Source organism: Streptomyces sp. Y1, from assembly GCF_041053115.1.
GTDB classification, from domain to species: domain Bacteria; phylum Actinomycetota; class Actinomycetes; order Streptomycetales; family Streptomycetaceae; genus Kitasatospora; species Kitasatospora rubellomurina.
Genome location: NZ_CP163445.1, coordinates 7,073,778 through 7,090,074, shown reverse-complemented (window position 1 = coordinate 7,090,074; position 16,297 = coordinate 7,073,778). Strand labels below are relative to the sequence as shown.

Sequence of the window (16,297 nt, the reverse complement as noted above, 5' to 3'; positions counted from 1 at the left end):
GGCCGGGCCGGACCGGGCCGGGCCGGGCCGCTTCCGATCACGCGCCGCCGATCATCCGCTGCGGTGAGAACGCCACCTGGAACGGCGGCCGGAAGACGATCCTCGCGAAGTCCGCCGCGTCCGCGCCCGGCCACGTGCGCGGGTCCACCAGCCCGGCGGGCGCGGGCGGCTTGCCGTCGACGACCCGCGGGACCACGAAGCCGTTGACCGTCGGCACCTGGTCCCAGGTCAGATCGGCCCAGGAGGTGAACGCCGACGGCGGGGAGGTCGGCTGGTCGAAGCCGAACCGCACCCCGCGCATCGGCTCGCGCAGCACGAACATCCAGTGCTCGGCCACCGCCTGCGCGGCCGTCAGACCGGCGAAGCCGTACAGGTTGGTGCGCTCGTCCACCGGCAGCACGAAGGCCGGCTCCTGCCACCGCACGTCCGGGCCCTCGACGGTGCGGTCCACCGACTTCGCGGCGAGGACGACGGTGCCCGGGTAGCGGCGCAGCACCTCGCCGCGGATCAGCAGCACCAGCAGGTCGTCACCCTGGTGGGGGTCGTGCGAGCCGAGCTCGTCGCCGGTCGCCCAGCGGGCGATCTCGCCGTACCCGGGCCGGGCACCGCCCGGCGGCCAGAACCGCGAGAACGGGGTGCCCGCCTCGTCGGTCGGGTACTCCCGCCAGCGCAGTTCGCGGTTGAACTCCTGGTTCAGGCCGACCAGCAGGGCCTCCACGAACGCCGGGTTGGGCTCCAGCAGGGTGGCGGCGTCGTCGGGGAACGCGGAGACGCCCGGGACGGCCCACTCCGGCCACCGGCTGACCAGCTCGGCCGCGATCGGGAACCCGAACTCCGGGTGCGCCATGATCGGGCGCAGCGGCCGGTCGTCCTCGGTGCGGTCCCGCATCACCGTGGGGCCGAGCAGCGAGACCATCCGGCCCACCTGAAGGGGCACCGGCTGGACGGCGTCCCGGGCCTCGCCGATGAGCGCCCGGGCGGTCGGCCCGGGGTCAGCCGCCGTGAACAGCGGCGTCGCGAGGGGCTCGACGCTCATCATCCGGCCGACCCCGCGCACCAGGGCGGGCTGCGTCATCGACCGCGGGTCGCGGTCGCTCGCCGCGGCCTGCGCCTTCACGAACAGGGCCTGGAACTTCTCCCGGGGGGCGTCGAACTGCTGGAAGTCCTGGTAGTCCTCGGCGAGCATCCGCATCGTGGAGAGGAGCTCGTTGAGGGTCCGGGAGGCGAACACGGCCGACGGGTCGCCGACGACGGTGGACGTGGCCAGCGGCCCCTGGACCACCTCGGCGGGCGGGGGCAGCTGTGCCTGCTCCGCGCCGGCGAGCCACATCGACGGCAGGGAGGACTTCGTCGCCTTCAGGGCCCCGTCGACGAAGGCGTCGGTGGTGAGCACGCCGGCGGCCACGTCCCGCGCCGCCCGTCCGGTCCGGCGGTGCACCGCGCCGCCGCGGCGGGTCAGCCGGACGAACGCCGTCGAGGCGACGCCGTTCGGCACGGCGGAGGGTGCCAGGGCGTCCGCCAGCGTGCCGCTCCCCGCGCCGGCGCGGGCGTTCGCCGACGCGCCACGCCCCGCGACGGAGCCGAACACGCCCTGGTAGGGCGAGAGTTCCGGCAGCGCCGCCGCGTCCAGCCCGCCGAGGTGCTTGTCCTGGGCGGCCCGGGCGCTCTCGGTGGCCAGCTCCGCCGCCGCGAGCAGCCGGTTGGCCTCGGTGACCGCGCCGATCTGCTCCCAGGCGCGGGCCATCAGGAACTCCTGCTCCAGCTGGACGTACCGGGCGCCGAGGGCGGCCGCGATCCGGTACTTCACCCGCAGGTTCAGCCGGTTCATCCAGCCGTCCTCGGGCACCGCCTGCACGCCGGTGTGGTGGCTGCCGTACAGCGGCGGGGCGACGGCCTTCTCGTCGCGGTCCACCGGGGCTTCGACCCGTGCCGGGTCGTGCCGCAGCCCGGGCGCGTCCAGCTGTCCCCTGAGGATCTCGCGGAAGCGCAGCATGCTCGCCGGATCGCTCCACTGCTCGTCGGCGGTGTCGGTGCCGGGGACCCGCAGGGCGCCGTGCACGGGGACGGTGAGCCGCGCGGGGGTGCCGTCCCCGAGCAGGTCGCGCAGCGGCCACGGGCACCGGACGTCGACCGTGCGGCTGCCGAAGTCGGGCAGATTCCGGCTCGCGACGGGCTGGACCCGGTGGGCGAGGTCCTTGAAAGAGCCGTCGTCCCCCGTGCGGAACCGCCAGGAGTGGTAGACCGGCAGCCGGACCTGCGCCTGCCCCGCGGTCCAGGCCTGCGCGGCCCCGTCGGCCGGCGGGTCGGCGCCGAGCCCGGCGGCGGCGCCGGCCTTGGTGGCCGGCACCACGCAGGCCAGCCAGCCCCGGTCGGCCTCCAGTCTGCGCGGGCAGATCAGCCGCGAGACGACGGTGTCCAGACCGGTGCGGACGTCCCGGGTGACGGCGGCCTCCGGTGTGTCGCCGTCCTCGATCCGGGCCTCGACGTGCGCCCACGCCCACGAGTCGGCCAGGTCCGGCAGCGCGGCTCCCGGGACGTCGACGACGGGCAGCGGGCTCCCCGGCTGCAGGGCGCCCTCGTCCTCGCGCAGCACCAGCAGCACCAGCCACGGCAGCGTGGCGGGGCCCGGCAGGCTGAGCAGCCACGGCAGCGAGGCGTCCGAGAACTCGACCTGGGCCAGGTATTCGGCCACGCCGTTCGGGCTGCCGGCGGGGGGCTCCTGCCGGACCACGGCGGCCTGGTCGAACCCGAGGGTGTCGCCCGGCCCGAGCAGGTGGAGGCTCGGGCCCGGGCGGTCGGGGAAGGTCTCGCCCGGCTGGTCCTTGAGGGTCCGGGTGATCTTGACCGCCGGGTCGAACGACGGCCGTGCCCCGGTGACCGAGACGGCGTCGGCCAGGGCGCCGAACGTGACGGAGGAGACGAACCAGCGTTGACTCATCGCGGCAACTCCACCTTCAGGGCGCCGACCGGCCGCTGGGCCGCCCGCCAGCGGTCGACCCGCTCGGCCGCACGGACGGGGCGGGCGAAGCCCTCCAGCTCGAACAGGCCGGTGCCCGCCAGCCTGCGCCCGTCCGGCGGCGGCGGCGTCGTCGTCCCGCTGAACCAGTCGGTGTCGACCTCGTAGACGGTCTCGTAGCTGTCGGTGACCCGGTGCCGGGCGCCGGGCCGGACGTCGGTGTCGGAGAGCACGGCGCCGCTCGGAAGCTCCTCGAAGCCCTGCCGGGTGAGCTGCTGCTCGTCGGTCAGCTCGAAGACCTCGCCGGGGACGAACTGCTCGGTGGTCCGGTCGACGGGCCGCAGCGGGGTGTCGTCGTGCGCCCCCACGACGGGGACGATCCGCCAGGTCTGCTCGGGGATGTGGACCCGGTGGAAGCGGGTGATCGCGGTGTCGAGCGGGACGACCTTCTGGCTCACCCGGAACGTCGCGTCGGGGTGGGCGACCTCGCCCTTGGCCAGCGCGGTGTTCGCCTGGTCGGTGAGGCGCAGCGGGGACCGCTCTCCCGGCGGCCGCGCGGCCGTCCACACGTCGGGCCTGGCGAATGCGGCCAGCAGGAGCGGCAGGATCTCGTCCGCCTTCGGCGCCACGGCCGGCGGGGCGCCCCACCGCTCGTCGAAGTCGAGCGAGACGTCCCAGAACAGCACCGAGATGCTGCCGCTGCCGAAGGCGTGCCAGGGCGCGGGGCCCTCCAGGGTGAAGTCGAGCGCGACGCCGGCCAGCCGGTGGCCGAACGCCAGCACGGCGACGCTCGCGAACACGTGGACCGAGAAGGCGAGGCTCGGCTCCCACACGAAGAGCGCGTCCAGGCCGAGGGAGCCCTCCACGCCGCAGCCGGCGATCGTCGCGTCCAGGCTCAGTTTCGCGCCGAACTGCAGCGAGTTGGAGGTCAGCGCGAGGTACGCCTCGGCGCGCAGGCCCAGGCCTCCGCCGCCGAGGTCCATCGCCAGGCGGCGCAGCGCGGGCACGCCGGGCGGTCGGACGAAGCGCGGGTGGAACCCGCCGGCGGACAGCACGAACGCGGCGTCCTTGCCGCCGCGGAAGAGCAGGTAGAAGTCCCCGGAGACGGGGATGCCGACGATCCACGAGCCGGTGAGGGAGGCCAGCACCTCCACCTCGGGCACGCCGGGATCGATCGTGCCGAACACCTCGGCCTGCAGCCGGATCAGCGGGACGAGCGGGTCGGGCAGGCTGATGGTCAGCCGGCCGAGGATCAGGGCCCGCACGGGCCCCGGCAGGTCGAGGACGACGGCGGCGGAGAGCGCGAGGATCCGGCCGCCCCAGGTGATCCGGACCATCGGGCCGACGACGAACCGGGAGGGCGCCACCGGGAAGCAGGCCTCCAGCGAACCCGCGATCTCCTGGGCGCGGGCGACCGCGTCGCCCGGGAAGAGGATGCGGTCGGCGTTGCCGTCCAGGACCAGTTGGCGCAGGTGCTCGTCGTCGGCCCGGCGGTCGAAGCCGAGCAGGCCGCCGACCGCGTCCAGGGCGAAGCCGAAGCTCAGCTCGATCCCCGGGAACCCGAACTCGGCGCCGAGCAGGACCAGGAACGACAGGTCCCGCCCGGCGACCGGCAGTTGCAGCAGCCCGAACGCCTTCACCCGCGCGAAGCCGAGGTCGGCGTCCAGCACGCCCGCGTACGCGCCGTCACCGGGCGCGCCGGTCTCCAGGACGGATCCGCCGCCGGAGACCGGCCCGGCGTCGAGCTCGATGCCCATGCCGGTGGGGAAGTCCGCCCGGAGCTGCGCCGGGTCGACGCCGATCCGGTCGGAGCGGAGCCGGAGCGGGACGCGCAGGCCGAGGCCGTCGATGGTCGCGTTCAGCGGCAGCACGGGCGGTTTGGCGGTGGCCGCGAAGGTCGGCCGGAGCGCGATGCCGTCCTGGTCCTCGTCGAGCTCCAGCGCGAACCCGCGGGTGGAGACGCCCGGCAGGTCCAGGCCCACCGGGAGCGCCAGGCGCGCCCCGCCGTCCTGGAACCGCAGGCCCTCCGCGCGGCTGAGCCGGACGGTGAAGGCGGTCTTCCCGGTCGCCGGGCCGCCGCCGTCGCCCAGGAAGTCGGCGAGCGCGGGCGGCAGGACGGCGGCCTGGAAGCCCTCGACGAGCAGGTCGACGCCGAGCGGGGCGGTGGGCGAGGCGGTGAGGGTGACGGTCAGGGCGTCCATCGAGACGTGCGGGCCGTCGGCCGGGCCGATGCCGAACGCGCCCCGCCGGGCGGTGAGGGTGGCCGTCCCGGCCGGTGGCTCGGGTGTGGCGCCGGGGAAGTACGTGGCGACCCAGGCGTCCTGGGGCGTCCGGATCTCGACGGTCACCGACCAGGGGGCGCTGCCGAGGGTGGGGTGGAGGTCGGCGCCCGGCGTGACGACGACGTCGATCGTCGGCCCGCTGTCGCTCGGCCCGGGGGTCGCCGCGACGACGGCCCGGGCGGCTCCTTCGGTCAGCACCAGGGCCAGGCCCCGCGCGGACTTCGCGTCGCGCTGCCACCCGTGCGCGCGCACGGGCGATCCGGCGTCGGTGACGTCGCCGAACAGGTCGCGGACCAGCCCGAGCAACGCGTCGTGGTCGGGAAGGGCGGCCAGCGGCTCCAGCAGCTTGTCCTGCAGGGCCGGGGGCTGGCCGGTGAGCTTGTTCAGCCCGGCCAGCGGGTCGGTGAGCGATCGGACGGCCGCGTCGGCCAGGTGCCAGAGCAGGCCGGACACGTTCTGCAGGAGTGTCTTCGGGTCCATCGCCGCTGAGCCTTCCCGGCGGTCGGCCGTCCGGGTGTGTGCGTGCGCGGGGCCGGACGCTGCGGCCGTCACCATCCGTGCGCTGGAGCGTCGTCCTCCTTCGACGGTACGTCCGCGGCGGGCGGGGGGCGAGCCCGCGGCGGCGGACGGCCCCGGGCGGCCGGGTGCCGTCCGGGGCCGTCCTCGGCGGTCGGCTAGGGCAGGGTCCAGCGCTGGTTGGCGCCGGCGTTGCAGTCCCAGATCGCCAGCCGGGTGCCGTTGGTGGTGGCGAAGCCCGGGTCGTCGAGGCAGCGACCGGACTGGGTGCTCTTCAGGGTGCCGTCCGGCTGGGGCGTCCACTGCTGGTTGGCACCGGCGTTGCAGTCCCACAGTTCGACCGGGCTGCCGTTGGCGGTGGCGGCGCCGGTGACGTCGAGGCACTTGCCGTTGTGGGTGAGGGTGCCGTTGGACCAGGTCCACACCTGGGCGCCGCCGCCGTTGCAGTCCCAGAGCTGGACGGCGGTGCCGCCGGCGCCGGAGTTGCCGTCGACGCACTTGCCGGGCAGGGCGGAGGCGATCGGGCCGGTGTGGGTGGCCGGGGTGCCGGGGGTGAGCTTGAAGTTGTCGAACTGGTGGGTCTGGTAGCCGGCCACGCCGAGGCCGGCCTGGCCGTTGGTGAAGCTCCCGTCGGTGGCGCTGCCGACCGCGACGCCGTCGATGCTGGCGGTGAGGGTGGTGTTCTGCATCGAGAGCGCGACGGTGTGCCAGTGGCCGGTGCCCGGGGCCGTGGTGGTGCCGCTGGCGAGGGTGGTGAAGTTCCAGGCGGTGTCGCTCTTGTCGATGGACCAGGCGCCGGTGTCGCTGAACCGCAGGTGGTAGGCGTTCAGGCCGTTGTTGTTGCGGCCCTGCTGGTTGACCCGGCCGAGCAGTTCGACGCCGCCGGACTGCTCGAAGAGCGTGTCGGCGCTGACGGTGTAGTTGGACCAGCTGCCGTCGCCCATGATCGTGTACGGGGCGTCGTGCTTCTCGTCGGTCCACCGGATCGGCGAGGTCGGGGCCATCTGGCGCAGGCAGGTGCCGGTGCGGCCGCCACCGCAGGGGACGGTCTGGAAGGCGCCGTTCATGTCGGTGAAGTAGGTCGGCGAGGTGGTGGTGGCCGGCGTCTCGAAGTCGTCCGCGTAGGGCAGCGCCATCGGGGCCGCGGGCGGCGGGGTGGCGGTGCCCTTGCCCTGGCCGGTCGTGGTGGTCACGGTGTAGACGCGGCCGGGCTGGAGGGTGAGCGTGTACGTGCCGTTCTTCGGCGTGAGGTCCTGGGTGTGGACGAACCAGTTCGCGGGGTCGGTGGAGCCCAGGTCGGTGGACCAGACGTGGACGGCGCCGGTGGACAGGCCACCGGTGACGGTGAAGCTCGCGGTCTGGGCGGCGGTGGCGTCCACGGTCTCCACGACGGTGCTGTAGTCGGTGGTGTTCGCCGACTTCAGCGTCACGTAGCTGCCGTTGGTCCGCGCGCCGCCGAGGTAGCCGCTGGCGGCGTCGATGTAGCGCCAGCCGGGCTTGGCGAACTGGGTGGTGTGCGCGGTGACCCAGGTGGTCTTGCCGATGGTGTAGGCGCCGGACCAGGGCTGGTTGGCGATCGACATGCCGTCGCTGGAGAAGTACAGGTTGGGGTAGAGCGCGGCGATGACCGGCCAGTTGATGAACGAGGTCATCCGGCCGTCGAGGTAGTCGCGGTTGATCCCGCGCGCGACCGCGCCGGCGCCGTCGTTGGCGTCCTCGGAGCCGTTCTCGCTCGCCCACAGCGGCTTGCCGAGCCCCTGGGCGGTGGGCGTGCTCGGGCAGTTGGTGAAGTTGCCCAGGTAGCCGCAGGGGTAGTGCACGCCGACGACGTCGACGGCGTTGCGGAACGCCGGGTCGGTGGCCATCGCGTCGGCGACGGCCCAGGTGTCGTCGGCGGCGACGACCTTGGTGGAGCCGTAACCGTGCGACAGGAGCGCGCTCTTGAGGTTCTCGTACCAGCCGGCGTTGAAGCCGCGCTCGTTCCACCCGCCGAGGTAGGAGACGTTCAGGTGGTGCTGGGCGGCGCAGCCCATCCAGGACATCAGGTAGTCGACGGTGTCCTGGGACCAGAAGTTGCCGCCGCTGCCGGTGTTGCCGATCCAGCCGGGGGCGCCCCAGCTCAGGCCGTAGAACTTGATCTCGGGGTTGCGGGCCATGGCCTGCTCGGCCAGCCACCACTCGTAGCCCTGGTGGCAGTCGACGGTGCCCCGGGTGTGCTCGATGCTGGGCTCGGCGCCGTCGGTGGAGTTGGTGTCACCGCCGATCTCCAGCTTCAGCACCTGCAGCGAGGCGCCGTAGCCGGGCTTGAACAGGTAGTCCAGCAGCTGGCTGCGATGCGGCTCCGGATAGTCGACCAGCAGGCGGGAGTTGCCGCCGCCGCCGGAGATCGCGCCGACCCCGTCGAAGGTGAGGCCGGGCTTGGTGCCGTCGAGGGTGACGGCGGTCTGGACGGGGGTCGCGGCCCGGGCGTCCGGTGTCGTGGCCAGGCTGCCGAGCGCGCCCAGCAGCAGGGCGGCGGCGCCGAGGGCCGTACGGAGTTTCGAGGGCAGGCGAGTGCGTCCCAAGGTGGTCTCCTGGGTGGGGAGGGATGGATGGGGGTGGATGGATGGGGGTGGATGGGTCCGCTACGAGACGGTCCAGCGCTGGTTGGCACCGGTGCCGCAGGTCCACTGGACGACCTCCGCGCCGTCCGCCGTCGAGGCGCCCGTCACGTCCAGGCACTTGCGGCTGTTGACCGAGACCAGCTGGACCCCGTTGCCGCCGGGGACGGGCACCGGCGTCCACTGCTGGTTGGCCTTGCCGGCCCCGCAGGTCCACTGGATCACCTGCGCGCCGTCCGCCGTCGAGGCGCCGGTCACGTCCAGGCACTTGCGGCTGTTCGCGGAGACCAGCTGGACCGCGCTGCTGCCGGGGACGGGCACCAGCGTCCACTGCTGGTTGGCCTTGCCGGCCCCACAGGTCCACTGGATCACCTGCGCGCCGTCCGCCGTCGAAGCGGCCGTCACGTCCAGGCACTTGGAGCTGTTGACGCTGACGACGCTCCGGGTGGCCGGCGCGGCGAGCGGGGTGACGGTGGTGTTGGCGAAGTCGACGTGCTGGAAGCCGCCGACGCCCAGGCCCGCCTGCCCGGTGTGGTGGGCGGCATCGGCGACCGAGGCGACCTGCTGGTGGTCGATGGACGCGGTGACGGTCTGGCCCTGCATCGCCAGCGCGAGGTTGTGCCAGGTGCCGGCGCCGGCGCCGGGGTAGCGGCCGCTCGCGAGCACGGTGTCGGTGCCGGAGCGGTCCTCGGTGACCAGGCTCCAGGCGCCGGTGTCGTCGATCCTCAGGTGGTAGGCGCTGCGGTCGTGGTCGACGTGCTCGATCCGGCCGAGCAGCTCGGCGGAGGTGCCGGCCTGTTCGAGGTCGACGTCCGTGCTCACCTGGTAGTCGGCCCAGGACGGGTCGCCGAGGAAGGTGGCCGGGGTGTAGTTCATGTCGCCGTGCCAGGGGATGGGAGCCTGGGTGATGACCTGGCGCAGGCACGTCGGGGTGCTCGCCCCGGCCGGGCAGGGCGCGGTCTCGAAGGCGCCGGCCCAGTCGTGGAAGTACTTCGCGGTGGCGCCGGCCTGGTAGCCGCTGAGGTCGGCCCGGTACGGGAGGGCCATGGCCGCGGCGGCCGGCGGGGTGGCGGTGCCCTTGCCCTGGCCGGTGGTGGTGGTCAGGGTGTAGACGTGGCCGGGCTGGAAGGTCAGCGTGTACGAGCCGGACCGCGGCGTGACGTCCTGGGTGTGGACGAACCACTGCGACGGGTCGGTGGAGTTCAGTGCGGTGTCCCACACGTGCACCGCGCCGGTGGACAGGCCACCGGTCACCCGGAAGCTGACGGTCTGCGCGGCGGTGGCGTCGGTGGTCTCGACGACTGTGCTGTAGTCCTGGCCGGACTTGAGCGTGACGTAACTGCCGCTGTGCGGATCGCCGTTGGCACCCGTGCCGGACAGGTAGCCGCCGGCCGAGTCCAGGTACTGCCAGCCGGGCCGGGCGAACTGGGTGGTGTGCGCCATCACCCAGATGTCGCGGCCCACCGTGTAGTTGCCGGACCAGGGCTGGTCGGCGCCCATCAGCCCGGCGCCCGCGTACGGCAGGTTCGAGGGCCAGGAGCTGACCAGCGCCCACTTGATGTCCGAGGTGATCCTCGCGTCGAGGTACTCGCGGTTGACGTTGCGGGCCAGGGCCGCCGGGTCGGCGCCGTAGCTGTCGTTGTCGTCCTCGGAGGCCCACAGCCGCTTGCCCAGGCCCGTCGCGGTGCTGCTGCCGGGGCAGCCGGTGTAGGAGGGGGTGGAGTGCCAGCAGGTGCCGTGCAGGCCGATGACGCCGACGGCCCTGTCGAAGGCGGGGTCGGCCGCCATGTCGGTGGCGATCGACCAGTTCTCGTCGTCGCTGTCGGAGGCGACCAGCGTGGTCCCGGTGTACCCGTGGCTGTCGAGGGAGGTGCGCAGGTTCTCGAACCAGGTCTTGTCGTAGCCGCGCTCGTTCCAGCCGCCGAGGTAACCGACGTTCAGTCCGTGGCTCTGCGCGCAGCCGAGCCAGGACTGCAGGTAGGTGATGTTGTCCTGGGACCAGATGCCGCCGTTCAGCCAGCCCGGCGCGGCCCACTCCAGACCGTAGAAGGTGATGTCCGGGTTGCGGGCCCTGGCCTGCTCCATGAGCCACCACTCGTAGCCCCGGCCGCAGTTGACGTCGGTGGGGGTGCGCATGTGGGAAGGCTCGGGGCCGTCGCTGGAGTTGGCGTCGCCGCCGATCTCCACCTTGAGCATCTGGAGCGAGGCGCCGTAGCCCGGCTTGAAGAGGTAGTCCAGTACTTGGCTGCGCTGCGGCTCGGGGTAGTCGACCAGCAGGCGGGAGGTGGCCCCGCCGCCGCTGATCGCGCCGAGGCCGTCGAAGGCGCGGCCGGGCGAGGAGCCGTCGAGGGTGACGGTGGTCTGGACGGTGGTCGCGGCGACCGCGGCCGGCGCCGCGGTGGCGGCCGTGGCAACGGCGGTCGCGAAACCGAGGGCGAGTGCCGCCGCTGCGGCGAACCCTCTGCGCAACGGGTGGGGGGATCTGGTCATAGGTGCTCCTGTCCTGCGGCTCCGGCGGATCGCATGGGGGGCGGACACGGCTCGGCCGGCGGGGAAGAGGGTCGATGGGGACTCGAGCGCTGGCGGGTGCATGCCGATACACCGGGGCAGGAGCGTAGACGCAACTTCCAACACTAATCAACAACATGGATCGACATGAACGCCGATGCACACACATCCGGACAGTCCGGAGACGAACGATCGTCCCCGACTATTGACGCCACCCCCTGCCGTGCCCGAAGCTGTCCACGCGCCCGCCTACCGACGAGTAGGCGCGTCCGCGCGCTCCGCCTCTACCGCCTCTGACCAGGTCGATCGACAGGCCATCACAGGAGCGCGCCCACGCGCGCGCCCGTACGCGCGCCCGGGCGCGGAGCCATCTGCCCGTTCGGCCACCCCTTCCCGCGAGACAGCGGCCGGCGGCATAACGAGACGGTTTCGAAAGTGGCCCGCAGGCAAAGCCACGCTTGACTCAAGCCTGAGCTGGGCGTTTCCTGTTGATCCATCGCGTTTGATTGCGATGTTTTATGATCGACTCTGTTTGCTTCTGAGTCGATCGGACTCACACCCTCAGGAGCCCACCACCATGCACCTCTCCCTCCGTGCCCGTCTGGCCTCGCTCGCCGCACTGAGCCTGGTCACCTCCGTCGGCCTGACGGCGTGCTCCACCGGCCAGACCTCCTCCGGCGGCGACGCCTCGGTGGCGCCGGTGTCCGGCAAGGTCTCGATCACCTACCTGCAGAAGCAGGGTGACCAGCAGTACTTCGTGGACGAGGCGGCGGGCGCCAAGGCCAAGGCGGCCGAGCTGGGCGCGGACCTGAAGGTCGTCAACCTCGGCAACGACGCCAACAAGACGGTCAGTGAGGTGCAGGCCGCGATCGCGCAGAAGAGCAACGGTCTGATCATCGTGGTGCCGGACCCGGCGGTCGGCCCGCAGGTGGTCCAGACGGCCCGGGACGCCAAGGCCGCGCTGCTCACCTCCGACGACCAGGTCTGCGTCAGCGGCCCCGCCCCGGCGCAGTGCGCCGCCGGCGACCTGGTGCCCCGGATCGGCTTCTCCGGCCAGCAGATGGGCCAGCAGGTCGGCCAGCGCGCCGCCGAGGAGTTCAAGAAGGCCGGCTGGAACGCGGCCGACACCCGGGTCATCTCCGCCTGGAAGCAGGACGTCACGGTCTGCGGCGACCGGGTCAAGGCCGCCAAGGACGCCTTCGACCAGGCCGTGCCGGGCGTGCGGACCATCGACGTGGCCACCGACAACACCCCGACCGGCGCGCAGGACAAGGTGGCCGCCACCATCACCGCCAACCCCGGCGTCAAGCACTGGGTGACCTGGGGCTGCAACGACGAGAACGTCCAGGGCTCCGTCACCGCCTTGCAGAACGCCGGGATCAGCCCCGACGACATCGACGGCGTCGGCCTCGGCGCCTACCTGGCGTGCAAGGACTGGGCCGCGGGCAAGCCCTCCGGCATGAAGGCCGCGCTGTTCATCAGCGGCAAGGACGTCGGCGCCCTGGCCGTCCAGACCATGGTCGACAAGCTCAAGAACGGCAAGGACTTCCCCAAGGAGGCCTTCGCCCCCACCAAGATGGTCGACGCCGCCACCTGGCAGTCCGCGGGCGTGTCCTGCAGCTGACGCCGCAGCCGGCGTCACACTGACGCCACGTCGAGCCGGCGGTGCGGCGGGCCCGCACCGGCCCCGCCGCACCGCCGCCGCTCCCGAAGACCGTCCGCACCGCCCGCACCGCACCGCCAACGAGGCCCCGATGACCCCACCTGAACCGACGCCCCCGCCGCCACCGGGCGGCTCCGCCGGCCTGAGCGCCGAGGGCGTGTCCAAGCGCTTCGGCAGCGTCCAGGCGCTGACCGACGTCACCGTCTCCTTCCCGCCCGGGCAGGTCACCGCGCTGATGGGCGAGAACGGCGCCGGCAAGTCCACCCTGCTGCGCATCCTCACCGGCGACCACCGCCCCACCGAGGGGCGCGTCCTGCTGGACGGCCAGACCCTCGACCTGCATTCCCCGCAGGACGCCCGCCGGGCCGGGATCCGGATCATCCCGCAGGAACCGGAGATCATCCCGCACGTCCCGGTCGCCGAGAACGTCTACGCCGGCTCGCTGCCCCGCACCGGGCTGCGCCGCCTGGACCGCGCCGAGCTGCGCCGCCGGATCACCGCCGACCTGGCCCGCCTCGGCTTCGACAAGGTCCTCGACCCCGACCTGCTCGGCTCCGAACTCACCGCTGCCCAGCGCCAGTTGGTCGAGATCATGCGGGCCCTGACCGGCGCCGTCCCGCCCCGCGCGATCGCCTTCGACGAGCCGACCTCCTCGCTCTCCGAGCACGAGGTCGAGGCGCTGTTCGCCCTGATCGGGCGGCTGCGCGACGAGGGCATCGCCGTCGTCTACGTCTCGCACCGGATGAAGGAGATCTTCCGGCTCGCCGACCGCATCGCGGTGCTGCGCGACGGCCGGGTCGCCGGGGTGGTCCGGGCCGCCGACACCGACGAGGGCGAGCTGGTCCGCCTGATGGTCGGCCGCGACCTGTCCTCGCTGTTCGTCCGCCAGCAGGTCGCCACCGACCGCGTCGTCCTGGACGTCCGGGACGTCACCACCGACGACGTGCGCGACATCAGTCTGACGGTCCGGGCCGGCGAGGTCGTCGCCCTGGCCGGCCTGATCGGCGCCGGCCGCTCCGAACTCGCCCTCGCCCTGGCCGGCGACGCCCCGATCCGCTCCGGCACCGTCGCCCTCAACGGCCGGGTCCTGCGGCTGAAGGACCCCCGCGCGGCCATCGCCGCCGGCATCGGCCTGGCGCCCGAGGAGCGCAAGGCCCAGGCCCTGTTCCTGCAGCGCACGATCCGGGACAACACCTCGCTGGTCAGCCTGCGCCGGCTCAGCCGGTGGCGGTTCGTCAAGCGCCGCCAGGAGAAGGACCTCGCGCAGGAGTACGCCGACCGGCTGCGGGTCCGCGCCCCCTCCATCGAGGCGGAGGTCCGCACGCTGTCCGGCGGCAACCAGCAGAAGGTCGTCCTGGCCCGCTGGCTCGCCCGCAAACCCGACCTGCTGATCCTCGACGAACCCACCCGCGGCGTCGACATCGGCGCCAAGGCCGAGATCTACCAGATCATCGCCGACCTCGCCCGCGAGGGCACCGCCGTCCTGGTCATCTCCTCCGAACTCCCGGAGGTCCTGGGCCTCGCCGACCGGGTCGTGGTGATGCAGAACGGCCGCACCACCGGCGAACTCACCCGCGACCAGGCGACGGAAGAGGCCATCCTCGCCCTCGCCATGGCCGACGACCTCGCCACGGCCGACGACCTCGCCAGCACCGCCCAGACCGGAGAGACCCGATGACCACTGCCACTCCCCCCGCGCCGGAGGCTGGCGCCCTGCCCGTGCGGTCCGGCGGCCCGCGCGCCCTGCTCGCCGCGATCGGCGGACAGAACCTCAGCCTGATCGGCGCCCTCGTCGCCGTCGTCGCCCTGTTCGGCTCGCTCAACGAGAACTTCGTCGGCTGGGACAACATCCAGGTCATCGCCGAGGCCGCCACCATCTCCGGCCTGCTCGCGGTCGTCCAGACCGTGGTGATCATCTGCGGCGGCCTGGACATCTCGGTCGGCTCCCAGGCCGGCCTGGCCTCCGTCACCAGCGCCATGGTCTTCACCTCGACCGGCAGCAACCCCTACCTCGGCATCGGCGCCGCGCTCGCCATCGGCGCCGCCATCGGCCTGTTCAACGGAGCCGTCATCATCTACGGCCGGGTCAACCCGACCATCGCCACCCTCGCCGGACTGGCCGCGTACAAGGGCGTCGCCCAGCTCGTCTCGGACGGCCGCGCCCAGGGCTACGTGCTCAACGACCCGGTCTTCGTCTTCCTCAGCCGGGGCAAGATCGCCGGCCTGCCCACCATGGTCTGGCTGCTGATCCTCACCGCCGCCGCCGTGCACGCCCTGCTCACGTACACCGACATCGGCCGCAACATCTACGCCATCGGCGGCAACGACACCGCCGCCCGGCTGGCCGGCATCAACCTCAACAAGTACCTGATCGCCGCGTACGCCCTCTCCGGCACCGTCGCCGCCCTGGCCGGCGTGCTGCTCACCGCCCGCACCGGCAGCGGCCAGCCGGTCTCCGGCAGCGAGGGCCTGGAGCTGCAGTCGATCACCGCCGCCGCGCTCGGCGGCTGCGCCCTCAAGGGCGGCAAGGGCAGCATCGGCGGCACCCTGCTCGCCGTCGCGCTGCTCGGCGCACTGCAGAACGGCCTCACCGTCCAGGGCATCAACGCCTTCTGGCAGAACGTCGCCCAGGGCACCCTGCTGGTGGCCGCCGTCGTCATCCAGCAGCGGCGCAACCGCGAACGCGCGGTCGGCCTGCCCGCCTGACCGCAGGAACTCCCGCGAGCCGGGGCGCCCCCCACCGCGCCGACTCGCGGGCCGCGGGGCCGGCCGGGGAGGACCCGGCCGGACCGCCGCCGGACCGCCGGTGCCGCGACTGCCCGCGGCACCGGCGGTCCCGTTCGGCCCCGGCCCGAGGGCCCGCCGGTGCCCTGGGATAATGGCCCGGGCAGGCCCCGCCGCGTTCCCGGTCGCCGACGAGAACGCCCCAGCCCCACGTGCTCGTCCGATCGAAAGGTCCTTCGTGGCTGACCAGACCTTGCTCGCCGCCCAGCGCCAGGCCCTGATCCTGGAGACCATCCGCCGCACCGGCGCGATCCGGGTCGCCGAACTGGTCGAGCAGTTCGGCGTGTCCGACATGACCATCCGCCGGGACCTCGACGCGCTGGTGCGCCAGGGCACCGTGGAGAAGGTGCACGGCGGCGCGGTGGCGACCGGGACGGCGAGCGCCTTCGAGCCCGGCTTCGACGCCAAGTCCGCCCTGGAGGAGGGCACCAAGGCCGCGCTCGCGGACGCGGCGGTGCGACTGGTGGAGCCGGGCAGCGTGGTGGCCCTCTCGGCCGGCACCACGACCTACGCGGTCGCCTCCCGGCTGCTGGAGGTCCCGGAGCTGACGGTGGTGACCAACTCCCTGCGGATCGCCGACCTGCTGTGGGCAGCCGGGAGCGACGGGAGGGAGACCGTCCCGTCGCTGCTGTTGACCGGCGGCTCGCCCACCCGCTCGGCGGCCCTGGTGGGCGCCCTGGCGGACCAGACGATCCATTCGCTGCACGTGGACCTGCTGATCCTGGGCGTGCACGGGGTGAGCGAGCAGGCCGGCCTCACCACGCCCAACCTGGCCGAGGCGCAGACCAACCGGGCCCTGATCGCCTCCGCCCGGCGCACCGTCGTGGTGGCCGACCACACCAAGTGGGGCGTCGTCGGCCTGAGCAGCTTCGCCACCCTCGCGGAGGTCGACTGCTTCATCACCGACGACGCCCTGCCCGCGACGGCGCGCGGCGTGCTCGCCGAGGCGGTCGGCGAGCTCGTCGTCGTCCCGGCCGCCGGCTGATTC

At 73.4% G+C, this 16,297-nt stretch carries 8 protein-coding genes; 4 read left to right on the top strand and 4 right to left on the bottom strand.

The window, feature by feature from the left end; genetic code table 11:
- Positions 1-37: 37 nt before the first annotated feature.
- The 4 genes from AB2U05_RS30550 to AB2U05_RS30535 all read right to left on the bottom strand — a co-directional run bounded on the left by AB2U05_RS30550 (position 38) and on the right by AB2U05_RS30535 (position 10,844).
- Positions 38-2,938 carry a hypothetical protein gene (locus AB2U05_RS30550; protein WP_369184872.1) on the bottom strand — a complete coding sequence of 967 codons (2,901 nt, stop codon included), beginning with the start codon at positions 2,936-2,938 and terminating at the stop codon, positions 38-40.
- Complete coding sequence (locus AB2U05_RS30545) at positions 2,935-5,718, bottom strand: DUF6603 domain-containing protein (RefSeq protein ID WP_369184871.1); 2,784 nt, start codon at positions 5,716-5,718, stop codon at positions 2,935-2,937. Before AB2U05_RS30545 ends, AB2U05_RS30550 begins: the two co-directional genes overlap by 4 nt.
- A 194-nt stretch (positions 5,719-5,912) precedes the next feature.
- Positions 5,913-8,318 carry a ricin-type beta-trefoil lectin domain protein gene (locus AB2U05_RS30540; RefSeq protein WP_369184870.1) on the bottom strand — a complete coding sequence of 802 codons (2,406 nt, stop codon included), beginning with the start codon at positions 8,316-8,318 and terminating at the stop codon, positions 5,913-5,915.
- A gap of 60 nt (positions 8,319-8,378) precedes the next feature.
- On the bottom strand, positions 8,379-10,844 hold the full coding sequence (locus AB2U05_RS30535) for an RICIN domain-containing protein (RefSeq protein ID WP_369184869.1): 2,466 nt from the start codon (positions 10,842-10,844) through the stop codon (positions 8,379-8,381).
- A gap of 595 nt (positions 10,845-11,439) precedes the next feature.
- Here AB2U05_RS30535 and AB2U05_RS30530 point away from each other — a divergent pair.
- From AB2U05_RS30530 to AB2U05_RS30515, 4 genes are all read left to right on the top strand, one after another.
- The gene (locus AB2U05_RS30530) at positions 11,440-12,486 is read left to right on the top strand and encodes a substrate-binding domain-containing protein (protein ID WP_045691993.1); all 1,047 of its coding nucleotides are present in this window, start codon (positions 11,440-11,442) and stop codon (positions 12,484-12,486) included.
- A gap of 130 nt (positions 12,487-12,616) precedes the next feature.
- Complete coding sequence (locus tag AB2U05_RS30525; RefSeq protein ID WP_045710351.1) at positions 12,617-14,203, top strand: sugar ABC transporter ATP-binding protein; 1,587 nt, start codon at positions 12,617-12,619, stop codon at positions 14,201-14,203.
- A complete protein-coding gene (locus tag AB2U05_RS30520) occupies positions 14,200-15,231 on the top strand; it encodes an ABC transporter permease (RefSeq protein WP_369184868.1) in 1,032 nt (343 codons plus the stop codon). The genes AB2U05_RS30525 and AB2U05_RS30520 overlap by 4 nt, the downstream gene beginning before the upstream one ends.
- A gap of 256 nt (positions 15,232-15,487) precedes the next feature.
- Entirely contained in the window at positions 15,488-16,294 is an 807-nt protein-coding gene (locus AB2U05_RS30515; protein WP_045691996.1) for a DeoR/GlpR family DNA-binding transcription regulator, read from the top strand.
- The last annotated feature ends 3 nt before the right edge of the window (positions 16,295-16,297 follow it).